The organism is Pedobacter sp. ISL-64 (assembly GCF_018613605.1).
In the GTDB taxonomy this organism is placed as follows: Bacteria; Bacteroidota; Bacteroidia; order Sphingobacteriales; family Sphingobacteriaceae; genus Pedobacter.
In genome coordinates, this window is record NZ_JAGGPU010000040.1 from 1 (window position 1) to 11,229 (window position 11,229).

At 39.8% G+C, this 11,229-nt stretch carries 9 protein-coding genes; 3 read left to right on the top strand and 6 right to left on the bottom strand.

The annotated features are described in order from the left end of the window. Positions 1-311: 311 nt before the first annotated feature. The 3 genes from J7E57_RS26835 to J7E57_RS26845 all read right to left on the bottom strand — a co-directional run bounded on the left by J7E57_RS26835 (position 312) and on the right by J7E57_RS26845 (position 3,502). Complete coding sequence (locus J7E57_RS26835; protein ID WP_215124769.1) at positions 312-509, bottom strand: hypothetical protein; 198 nt, start codon at positions 507-509, stop codon at positions 312-314. Between the two features lie 189 nt (positions 510-698). Continuing rightward, a complete protein-coding gene (locus J7E57_RS26840) occupies positions 699-1,871 on the bottom strand; it encodes an MFS transporter (RefSeq protein ID WP_251030049.1) in 1,173 nt (390 codons plus the stop codon). 89 nt (positions 1,872-1,960) lie between these two features. Then, positions 1,961-3,502: an acyl-CoA carboxylase subunit beta gene (locus J7E57_RS26845; RefSeq protein WP_215124768.1), complete on the bottom strand. Its 1,542-nt coding sequence runs from the start codon at positions 3,500-3,502 to the stop codon at positions 1,961-1,963. An 883-nt stretch (positions 3,503-4,385) separates the two neighbouring features. Between J7E57_RS26845 and J7E57_RS26850 the strand changes: the two genes are divergently transcribed. The 3 genes from J7E57_RS26850 to can all read left to right on the top strand — a co-directional run bounded on the left by J7E57_RS26850 (position 4,386) and on the right by can (position 7,100). Continuing rightward, positions 4,386-4,688 carry a hypothetical protein gene (locus J7E57_RS26850; RefSeq protein WP_223833410.1) on the top strand — a complete coding sequence of 101 codons (303 nt, stop codon included), beginning with the start codon at positions 4,386-4,388 and terminating at the stop codon, positions 4,686-4,688. Positions 4,689-4,834: 146 nt separating this feature from the next. Continuing rightward, a complete protein-coding gene (locus J7E57_RS26855) occupies positions 4,835-6,442 on the top strand; it encodes a SulP family inorganic anion transporter (protein WP_215124767.1) in 1,608 nt (535 codons plus the stop codon). Between the two features lies 1 nt (position 6,443). Beyond that, the gene (gene can, locus J7E57_RS26860; RefSeq protein WP_215124766.1) at positions 6,444-7,100 is read left to right on the top strand and encodes a carbonate dehydratase; all 657 of its coding nucleotides are present in this window, start codon (positions 6,444-6,446) and stop codon (positions 7,098-7,100) included. A 63-nt stretch (positions 7,101-7,163) separates the two neighbouring features. Here the strand turns inward: can and J7E57_RS26865 are convergent, their stop codons facing one another. From J7E57_RS26865 to pruA, 3 genes are all read right to left on the bottom strand, one after another. Continuing rightward, positions 7,164-7,424, bottom strand: a complete 261-nt coding sequence (locus tag J7E57_RS26865) for a hypothetical protein (RefSeq protein ID WP_215124765.1) — start codon at positions 7,422-7,424, stop codon at positions 7,164-7,166. Between the two features lie 261 nt (positions 7,425-7,685). Continuing rightward, positions 7,686-9,194, bottom strand: coding sequence for a sulfatase family protein (locus J7E57_RS26870; protein ID WP_215124764.1), 1,509 nt, complete (start codon positions 9,192-9,194; stop codon positions 7,686-7,688). 69 nt (positions 9,195-9,263) lie between these two features. Beyond that, positions 9,264-10,898, bottom strand: coding sequence for an L-glutamate gamma-semialdehyde dehydrogenase (gene pruA / locus J7E57_RS26875; RefSeq protein WP_215124763.1), 1,635 nt, complete (start codon positions 10,896-10,898; stop codon positions 9,264-9,266). Between the last annotated feature and the right edge of the window lie 331 nt (positions 10,899-11,229).

Sequence of the window (11,229 nt, forward strand, 5' to 3'; positions counted from 1 at the left end):
CGCTATCAAAAGGTAATTCTGGATACATAGCCTCATGCCTGATCCGCCAGGTTAGAGATGGGAATATTTGCTCAATTTGAATCATAGTTATAATAAAAAGCTAAAGCCGATTTTTCCGCCAATTCCGTAATAGATATCGGTTTTGTTAATTGCAGCTAAAGGGTCTAAAGCCAGCTCGAAGTTAACTTTTCTACGAACAGCAGTTTGAAATCCCCATTGCGGCATAATATTAATCTGATAACCGTATACGGTATCACTTTGTGTTGGGATAATGGCTAATACATCAAGCCCGACATAACCAGCACTGTTATTTAAGGTTCTTTTACCTTTTTTAATCCTTCTGTTAAAATTGTAATAGTGCCCAAATCCTGCATAAGAGCCGGGTAAACTTTGAAATCTGTGTCTGTGCTAAAGCTAAAATTATAATTGTTATCAATGGAGATCTCAGTTCGGTAAATAAAAACGCCTTGGGCCCCTGCACCAAAATAAACTGAAGTTGTTTTACCCACTTTTTGCTCCCTTTCGTAGCCAAGTCCCAATATGGTCAACCTGATTTTGTTTAATGATTTTACTTCTGTTGGTTGCGCTACTTTTGTACTGTCCTGAGCTTTTGTTTTACCGAAAATGGCCAGGCAAACAAGTAAAATTGAAAGTTTTTTGATTGCGTTTTTAGATTTTATGAAATTTTTATTGATTAGTTATTTGTTTTTTCTTCCGTAGAACTGATAAATTAAGATATTAAGGACAATTATTCCCGTCATTCCATAACAGAATAATGCCCATCCGCCTTGGTCCCACAGCCACAAACCCAAAGCTGAGCCGCAACTGGCACCAATAAAACTAACCGACATAAAAATGGTGTTCAGTCTGTTTCTGGCCTCTGGTATTAAGGTGTAAATTCGGGTCTGGTTGGTTACATGTATAGCTTGCTGACCGATGTCTATAAGCACAATGCCAATTACAAATAGGTACAAATGGCTGCCAGTAAAATAAAACAAGGCGATACTAACGATTTGTAATATAAAACCAATCATTAAGTTTTTGCGCGGATTGTTACCATCACTTAACTTTCCAACCAATGGCGCTGCCAATGCGCCTGCTGCGCCAGCAATTCCAAATAACCCAATCTGCAGGGTTTGGAAATTAAAGGGTGGGTTAGCCAGAAACAATACCATTGTAGTCCAAAATGCGCTAATAATGGCGAAAGCCAGGAAGTTAATAATCGAAGTCTCCCTTAAGGCAGGTTGGGTTTTAATGTAACTGAACATCGAACGCATGAGTTCTTTGTAGGTGCCTTTAAAGGCAGGATAACTCTGTGGAAAACGCTTGGCCATTAAAAGAATAAGCAGGCCGCAAATTCCGGCCGCAATATAATAAACGGCTCTCCAACCTAGCCAAAAGCCAATACTGCCGCTTACCGCCCGCGAAGCTAAAATTCCAACCAGCAAACCGCTCATAATCATTCCAATATTGGCTCCGCGATTTTCATCGGTGCTTAAATTAGCCGCTAAGGGCAATATCAATTGGGGTACAATAGAGCAGGTGCCAATTAAAATTGAGGCAACTTCCAGTACAAAAAAGGTATGCGAAACCGCGGCAACCAGTAAGGCGAAGATTGCAAGTCCGGTAATTACAAGGATCTGTTTTTTGCGCTCAAACATATCACCCAGCGGCACTAAAAGGAAAAGTCCTAAAGCATAACCGATCTGTGTGAGGTAGGTAATCCGTCCGGCATCGGTTTCGGTGAGGTTAAAATCTTTTGCAATTAAGATTACCAAAGGTTGGCAGTAGTAAATGTTTGCAACAATCAGGCCTGTGCAAAAAGCCATGAGGAGGATATCGGCGCGTGATAATTTCTGAGTAATCTGCATTTAGTATTAAGTCGGAAGCCCTCAGTCATGAGTCTTAATAGTCTGGATTGATACAAACCTTACTATGGACCAATGACTGGGATTATTTTCTACAAAGGTATATTTCCATGTTTCTTTCTTGGATTATTCACCACCTTATTTTCCAACATCTTAAAGGCTTTTATCAACTTTGTACGGGTTTGGGCTGGTTCAATCACTTCATCAACAAAGCCACGTTCGGCTGCGCGATAAGGATTTGCAAAGATATCTGAATATAATTTTTCTTTCTCCAACCATTTCTCTTCAGGGTTTTCTGCCGAAGTAATTTCTCTTTTAAAAATAATTTCTGCAGCACCTTTAGCACCCATTACAGCAATTTCTGCACTTGGCCAGGCGTAGTTCATATCGGCACCAATATGTTTGCTGTTCATCACATCATAAGCGCCACCATAAGCCTTCCTGGTAATTACAGTAATGCGTGGTACAGTAGCCTCGCTAAAAGCGTATAATAATTTTGCACCATTGGTGATAATGCCATTCCACTCCTGATCTGTACCCGGCAAAAATCCTGGAACATCTTCAAATACCAATAATGGAATATTAAAGCAATCGCAAAAGCGGACAAAACGTGCTGCCTTGGTAGAAGAATTGCTGTCTAAAACGCCTGCCAAATAAGCGGGCTGATTGGCCACAATACCAATACTTCTCCCTGCAAGGCGGGCAAAGCCTACCACAATATTTTCAGCATAAGCTGCATGCACTTCTAAAAAGCTGTCTGTATCGGCCACGGCAGAAATCACTTCACGTATATCGTAAGGTTGTGAAGCATTTTCTGGCATAAAAGTGTTTAATTCTGGTCGACTTTCATCAGCTGTTTCATAAGGTAAATGATCGGCTATTTCCTCACAGTTTTGCGGCATATAGCTCAGTAGTTTCTTTACATGGTTAATCGCCTCAATTTCGTTGGCACAGGCAAAATGGGTAACGCCCGATTTTGTAGCATGTGTGCTGGCACCTCCTAATTCTTCTGAGGTTACTTCTTCGTGCGTTACCGTTTTAACCACATTTGGGCCCGTAACAAACATATAAGAAGTATTTTCTACCATTAAAATAAAATCGGTAATGGCTGGTGAATAAACTGCTCCACCTGCACATGGTCCCATAATGGCCGATAGCTGCGGAATTACACCCGAAGCCTGTACGTTTTTATAAAAGATATCGGCATAGCCGCCCAAAGAAACAACTCCTTCCTGAATACGGGCACCGCCACTATCATTTAGACCGATCAGTGGTGCACCATTTTTCATGGCCATATCCATAAGCTTGCAAATTTTCTCTGCATGGGTTTCGGAGAGTGAACCTCCAAACACCGTGAAATCCTGAGAGAATACATAAGTTAACCTGCCATTAATTGTTCCATAGCCCGTTACTACACCATCACCAAGATATTTTTCGCGTTCCATTCCAAAGTCAGTACTTCGGTGCGTAACCATCATGCCAATTTCTTCAAAGCTCCCTTCATCCATTAAAAAATGAATGCGTTCGCGGGCGGTAAGTTTACCTTTTTTATGCTGACTATCGATTCGGGCCTGTCCACCGCCGAGGCTTGCCTGGTTAATCTTATCTTTAAGTAATGCTATTTTTTTGTCCATTGCAACGCTATGAGATTTTAAAATTAAAAATTACTAGCGGTAATGCAAGGTAAACGAGGTTATTTTATCCCAATCCAGCACGCGATGTTGAGTAAAGCAGATGGCTGGCTAGAGTCGCGATCGTCATGCTGTCCCGAATGTTCGGGATCAGCATCTTTCTGCCTATTAGGACCCTGAAATAAATTCAGGGTGACGATAAAATGCAAAAATGTCTAAAGATTATACAGGTTAAGCCCCACTTTTTGGTACGAGTTCCGATTAAGGATCGGAAGCGCTTCCCGACAATCGGGTTTATTTAACTTAGGCCTGTGCTTGGAAAACAAACCGCTGTTAACTAAACCAGACAGCAGCGGTTCCGATTCTTCATCGGAATTAGCGAATGGCGGGATTACAGCACCTATGAAATACTAACCTTTCATTTCCAAATAAAGAACAATAATATTTAATAGGAAACGGTTGGTTCTGAGCTTTTGGCAGGTTAGACCCCGCTTTTTGGTACGAGTTCCGATGAAGGATCGGAAGCTCTTCCCGACAATCGGGTTTATTTAACCTAGGTTGGTGCAAGAAACCAAGCCTTTCATCCGCCTATGGCCAAAATTATGCTATTTGGATCAGGCTTGTTAACTAAACCTAACTGGAGCAATATCCGTTTTGACCTTGGTTAATTTAATTTTATAACGGGACCATTGTTTCCAAAAATCTTTAAACAGTAATTTTTTTTTGTGTCGAAAGCAATCGCCTATCTGTTATATTACATTTTTTTTACAGCTTAAAGCATTGAAAAACCAATTATCCGTTTATTTTTGTAACCGTTAGTATTAAAACAACATTAGGATTTTAGATGTTTTTAAGGAAATACAAGTATTTAATCGTTGCCTCATTCATGTTCATCTTCATGGCGAAGATGGGTATATCTGGTGCACCGGTATTTTGTACGAGTATTGACAAGGAAATCATGAACGCTGTAATCATGCAAATCGAGTTAGAGCATGAAGGCGGAAAAGATACCGCCAAAGACACTGCAAAATTTACCGATTTCAAACTCGTTGAACTTAATCATCCTATCTTTTCTTACGAGTTCTCTTCAAGCCATTTCTTTCTGAAGAGCAGTTTTATTGAACATTTCAAAAGATATGTAGATCCATATCACCCTACGGTACCAACACCGCCGCCTAACTTTATTTAGTCATTTTTATTGGGGTAACTTATTGCAATCAGTAATTTGAGCGGGTATGTTGTGTATAAATATTTATACGATATGCTTGTTTCTTGATCGCTTTTAAGATTCCTCCGCGATTTATTCGTTAAAATTTACTAGATAATTATATCGTTATGCAAAAGTTTAACCCGGCCTTTTCAGGTTCGGACGTGAAGAAATATATTCTTAAAAAGAATTTAAAGAAAGATTTACCTGCAAGTATTGTAGTGTTTTTAGTGGCTTTGCCATTGTGTTTAGGTATTGCACTAGCCTCAGGTGCACCGTTATTTGCTGGTTTAATCACTGGTATTATTGGAGGGGTAGTGGTTGCCTCTTTCAGTGGATCGCAATTGAGCGTTAGTGGCCCTGCAGCGGGTTTAACCGTTATTGTTTTGGGTGCCATAACATCTTTGGGGAGTTATCAAACCTTTTTACTTGCAGTTGTATTGGCTGGGGTATTCCAAATGATTTTAGGCCTGGTAAAAGCCGGAACTATTGGTAATTACTTCCCTTCGAGTGTAATTGAGGGGATGCTTGCAGCAATCGGATTGATTTTGATTTTAAAACAGTTACCACATGCGTTGGGTGTTGATACCGATTTTAGTGGCGACGAAGGATTCTTTCAGCAAGATCACGAAAATACTTTTTCTGCGATTACAGCAGCGATAAGCCATTTTAGTTTGGCCGCGGTGGTTATCAGTTTATTATCGATAGCTATTCTGATTGTTTGGCCTAAGTTTCCAAAATTAGCGGTTGTACCTGCACCATTGTTGGTGGTAACGCTTGGGGTTCTTGGAACTATACTTTTTGCTGGTACCGATCATCCGCTACGTGCCGATCAGATGGTGAAAATTCCAGTGGTAAGTGGTTTTGGCGAATTTTTAGGCCTGTTTACCATGCCCGATTTCTCTCAGTTGGCTAATAAAAATGTTTATATAACAGCTGCAACTATTGCTGTTGTGGCAAGTTTAGAAACTTTATTAAGCATAGAGGCAGTAGATAAAATAGATCCAATTAAACGTGTATCGCCAACAAATAGAGAATTAATCGCACAAGGTTTAGGCAATATCACCAGTGGTATGGTTGGTGGCTTGCCTATGACATCGGTAATTGTTCGTAGTTCGGCAAATGTTAATGCTGGTGCCCGGACCAAAATGTCGGCTATTTTTCATGGTTGTTGGTTATTGCTTTCTCTTTTGTTTATTCCAGGCGTAATTAACATGATTCCGTTGTCGTGTTTGGCCGCAATCCTTTTGGTAACAGGATATAAATTAACCCGTATTAGTTTATTTAAACACATGTATCATAAAGGATGGGACCAGTTTGTGCCATTTGTAGTTACGGTGCTTGCAGTTTTATTTACCGATCTGCTAAAAGGTGTGGCCGTTGGTATGTTGGTTTCTATTTTTTATTTACTCCGTACCAATATGCGTAACCCGTTCTTTTACAGAATTACAAATGAAGGTGATAAAAAGCACATCAGGATTAAACTGGCAGAAGAGGTTTCCTTTCTGAACAAAGCAGCAATACAAGTAGTTTTAACGAATATTCCAAAAGAAACGGATGTAATTATTGATGGTTCGAATGCCAGGTATATCGATCCAGATGTATTGGAAACGATTTATAATTACAAACATAATGCCTATACCAAGGGTATTATCGTAACGTTGGAGAACATCCAAAAACATTATACAGTACCAAAATTAAATATTAAAGTAGAAGAAGATATTAATAAGTTATAATATGTGCGCAAAAACAATAGATACGAAAGATATAACATACGATAGCCTGTTACAAGGCAATAAGGACTGGGTTAAAGATACAATCGACAGTGATCCTACCTTTTTTGATAAACTTTCTGAAGGTCAGAGCCCACCTGTATTGTGGATTGGTTGCTCTGATAGCCGTGTACCTGCAAACCAGATTACCAACACCAGACCAGGGGATATTTTTGTACATAGAAACATCGCCAATGTGGTGGTTCACACCGATATGAATTTACTTTCAGTGCTGGATTATTCTATTAATGTATTAAAGGTTAAACATGTTATTGTTTGTGGCCATTATGGCTGCGGTGGTGTGAAAGCTGCATTAGGCAATAAACAGGTTGGAATTATTGATAACTGGTTGAGAAATATCCGCGATGTATACCGTACGCACGAACGTGAAATGGCTACAATCAAAGATCCTGATCAGCGTTTTGACCGCTTAGTTGAATTAAATGCCATTGAGGGCGCTGCAAATGTAACCAATACATCAATTGTACAAAGTGCCTGGGCCAATGGCCAGGAGTTAGCGGTACATGCCTGGGTTTATAGTTTAAAAACGGGAATCATTAAAGACTTAAAAGTAACCTGTACTTGTCTTGATGATGTTGCCCCTGCGTTTAAAGTAGGATAAAAGCACCAATAAGTGCTGTTTTTTAGTTGTTAGGAAAAGCTCCCGATTTTACATCGGGGGCTTTTATTTTTCTGTGGTATTGGGCATATTTCCTGCTTCTCCCTTATTGCCTTTTTCGGCATCTGTTCTTGCTTCTTCCGAACCAAAATCGCCCATTCCGAAATCTCTGCCTAGGTTAACCGCTTCAGTTTCAACACTATTTTTTTTTTCGTTATCGTTGCTCCGGTGGCGCGGCACCTGCTGATCAGGCATATTGGTTTTATCTGCACCGTTATCAGCATTTTTATTGCCCAGATTTTTGTTGTTATCTTTTGTGTTTTCCATGATCTTCTTTTAAGCTGTTTATATAAAACAGCACAAAAGAAGATTGGTTTTAGATGGTTTGGCGATATTGGTCTTTCTCTTAAACAGTAGCTTCGTTGATTTCCATGAAACACTTCTTCCATAAAGTATGGCGAACCCAGAGAATAAGCTATGGAATTGTGGTAGAAAGATTAATAGAGCGATCGTCATTCCCAACTTGATTGGGAATCGTAATGCAAAATGCTTTAAGATCCCCGCCTGCGCAGGAATGACGATCTGGGCTTACTTTGTTTTCGCCTCTTCGGTACTTAATAAAGTTTCCAATTCTTTTACCTTTTCCGGATATTTTATTGCAAGGTTGTTCTTTTCGCCCAAATCATCATTTAAGTTATACAGTTGCACTGTAGGCAGGTTTCCACTATCGGTATGGGTAAGTTTATAAAAAGCTTCTCCCTTTGATGGCCTGATATATTTCCAGTTATCTTTAACAATTGCCAGTTGGTTACTCTGTTCAACGAAGAAATCACGGCCTTTTTTGTCTTTTCCGGTAAAAGCATCCCACACATTTTTACTGTCAATTGCATTTTTGCTTTCTACATTGAAAAAGCTGGCAAACGAGGCCAAAAAATCAATCTGTGAAACTAAGGCTCCAGAAACACCCGGTTTGATTTTTGCTGGCCACGAAATAATAAAAGGTTCGCGTGTACCACCTTCTAAAATGCTGTATTTTCCTCCGCGTAAACTACCTGCAGGTGTATGGCCGTTTAATTTTTCGAAACCTTGATCTTCGTAGCCGTCCATAATTACAGGACCATTGTCGCTACTGAAAATGATCATCGTATTTTTATCAAGACCCAGGTATTTTAGTTGTTTTGTTATTTCGCCAACCGCCCAATCGAGTTGTAAAATTACATCACCACGATTACCCAATTCACTTTTTCCTTTAAACATGGTGGCAGATAAACGCGGTACATGCGGTTCTGTTAACGCATAATAGAGGAAAAATGGCTCTTGTTTATGATCTTCGATAAAATTTTTTGCTTTGGTTAAAAAGGTAAACGGAATTTCCTCATCAGTCCAGCGTGCAAGTTTGCCTCCCTGCATATAACCAATGCGCCCAATGCCGTTTACAATAGTCTGGTTGTGCCCATGATTAACTTCAGCAGACATTTTTAACAGTTCTGGATGATCTTTTCCTGTTGGATCAGTACCAACCGGACTTTTATAATCAACTGTAATCGGATCTTTAGGATCTAAACCTACCACCAATTGATTTTCCATAAAAACAGTAGGTACCCTATCGGCCGTAGCCGGGAAAATAAAGGAATAATCAAAACCGACTTCTTTTGGCCCGGGCTTTACCTCTTTGTTCCAGTCTTTTTCTACTGCATTGCCCAAGCCTAAGTGCCATTTGCCAACAAGGCCTGTTTTATAACCAGCTTGCTGAAAAATTGATGGTAAGGAACTATTATCTGTTGGGATAATCAATGCAGCATCGCCTGGCAAAACACCAGTTCCTTTTTTACGCCATGCATATCTTCCGGTCATTAAAGAATAGCGCGAAGGCGTACAGGTAGATGCGGTTGCGTGACCATTGGTAAATCGTAGCCCTTGTTTTGCCAGGGCGTCAATATTTGGGGTTTTTATTTTTGTTGCGCCATAACAGCTGAGGTCGCCATAACCCAAATCATCAGCATAGATGATAATTACGTTCGGTTTCTTTTGTGCTGTGGCGTAAAAGTTAAAGCTGGCGAGGCCAATAATGAGGGATAATAAAAATTTGTGGTTCATGGTTAGAAAGGGATATTCGGTTAGGCATAAAAAAGGCCAAACAATGATGCTTGGCCTTATATATTAATATTAATCTTCAGCTAAAAATGGATAACGGTAATCAGTTGGCGGATTAAAAGTTTCCTTAATAGTCCGTGGAGAAACCCAGCGCAACAAGTTAATCATTGCACCAGCTTTATCGTTTGTGCCTGATCCTCTGGCGCCGCCAAATGGCTGTTGCCCAACTACTGCACCTGTACATTTATCGTTAATGTAAAAATTACCAGCTGAGTTGCGTAATGCGTAGCTGGCTTTTTCTATAGCATATCTATCTTGTGATAAAATAGCCCCTGTTAAAGCATAAGGTGAAGTGGTATCAATTACTTCTAAAATCTGGTCGAATTCTTCATCTTGGTATACGTATACAGATAATACCGGGCCAAAAAGTTCTTCACACATAGTGGTATATTTCGGATCATCAACCACTAAAACAGTTGGTTCTATGAAATAACCTTTACTCTTATCATAATTACCACCGGCAATAACTTCAACTCCTTTATCTTTTTTAGCCTGATCAATATATTTAGCCAGTTTATCGAAAGAACGTTCATCAATTACAGCATTAATGAAATTGCTGAAATCTTCAGTTCCACCCATTTTAAATGAAGCTAAATCTCTGACCATTAATTTCTTAATCTCAGGCCAAAGGCTTTGTGGGATATAAGTACGGCTGGCAGCAGAACATTTTTGTCCCTGGTATTCGAAAGCACCACGTACAATTGCAGTAGCCGAAGCTGCAACATCTGCACTTGGGTGAACCAAAATAAAGTCTTTACCACCAGTTTCACCAACTATGCGTGGGTATGATTTGTACTTATGGATATTTGTGCCGATTGTTTTCCATATCTCCTGAAAAACTTTGGTAGAACCGGTAAAGTGAATACCTGCAAAATCAGCGTGATTAAAAACTACATCGCCTACTTCAGGACCATCGGCAAAAATAAGGTTAATTACACCATCAGGTAAGCCAGCTTCGCGAAAAATTTGCATAATTACATTAGCCGCATAAACTTGCGTATCAGCAGGTTTCCAAACCACCACATTACCCATCATGGCTACACAAGCAGGTAGATTACCCGCAATTGCTGTAAAGTTGAAAGGAGTTAAAGCAAATATAAAACCTTCTAAGGGGCGTTGTTCGGTTCTGTTCCACATGCCATTTGGAGATACTGGAGGCTGTTGTCCATAAATATCCTGCATATAACTTACGTTAAAACGTAAGAAATCTACCAATTCGCAAGCGGCATCTATCTCTGCCTGATAGGCATTTTTACTTTGCCCAAGCATGGTTGCAGCATTAATTTGGTAACGGTATTTTGTAGCAATCAAATCTGCAGCTTTCATAAAGATGGCCGCTCTGTGTTCCCAAGCTAAAGCTTCCCAATCAGCTTTGGCAGCTAAGGCAGCATCTATAGCTTGTTTTACATGACTTTTGTCGCCATAACTAAATGTGGCCAGTACATGCTGATGATCATGTGGAGCTACTACTTTCTTTTTGTTTTTTGTATGTATTTCTTCTCCGCCAATAAACATTGGAATATCCAATTGTTTAGAACGTGCCTCTGCGATAGCCTCTTTTAAAAGCAAACGTTCTTTTGTGCCTGGCGCATAGCTATTAATAGGCTCGTTAACCGGGGTAGGTACGTTAAAAAATCCTTTAAGCATATTTTATTTTTTATGATTTGGACAAAGATAATGCTTTTTGGGGTAGGCAATTCTATTATTCTGTAAAGAAAATAGAGCAAACGTTTGACTGGAATAATTCCGAGATGAGTAGGTAATTTTAAAGAAGTTGTGGTTAAAATGTGGTTGTTTTTTGGAGCGCTATGTAAAATTGGGGGAATGCCTAAAACTTAGATGTACTGAGTTGCCTCGGGTGGTGAAAAAATAAATTACTTTATCCATTTGGAGCGCAATGGCTGTGGTGCTTGGCTTTGTTCTGGTCCCGCTTTCACTCAAAGTCCTCACTCATACTTGGACTGCCCCCAAAAAGTTG

Bases quoted from the DNA above. Each gene is read 5' to 3' on its own strand.
- J7E57_RS26855 (WP_215124767.1), top strand. From the start codon at position 4,835: ATGCAAAAGTTTAACCCGGCCTTTTCAGGTTCGGACGTGAAGAAATAT.
- J7E57_RS26870 (WP_215124764.1), bottom strand. From the start codon at position 9,194: ATGAACCACAAATTTTTATTATCCCTCATTATTGGCCTCGCCAGCTTT.
- J7E57_RS26845 (WP_215124768.1), bottom strand. From the start codon at position 3,502: ATGGACAAAAAAATAGCATTACTTAAAGATAAGATTAACCAGGCAAGC.
- J7E57_RS26850 (WP_223833410.1), top strand. From the start codon at position 4,386: ATGTTCATCTTCATGGCGAAGATGGGTATATCTGGTGCACCGGTATTT.
- pruA (WP_215124763.1), bottom strand. From the start codon at position 10,898: ATGCTTAAAGGATTTTTTAACGTACCTACCCCGGTTAACGAGCCTATT.
- J7E57_RS26840 (WP_251030049.1), bottom strand. From the start codon at position 1,871: ATGCAGATTACTCAGAAATTATCACGCGCCGATATCCTCCTCATGGCT.
- J7E57_RS26865 (WP_215124765.1), bottom strand. From the start codon at position 7,424: ATGGAAAACACAAAAGATAACAACAAAAATCTGGGCAATAAAAATGCT.
- can (WP_215124766.1), top strand. From the start codon at position 6,444: ATGTGCGCAAAAACAATAGATACGAAAGATATAACATACGATAGCCTG.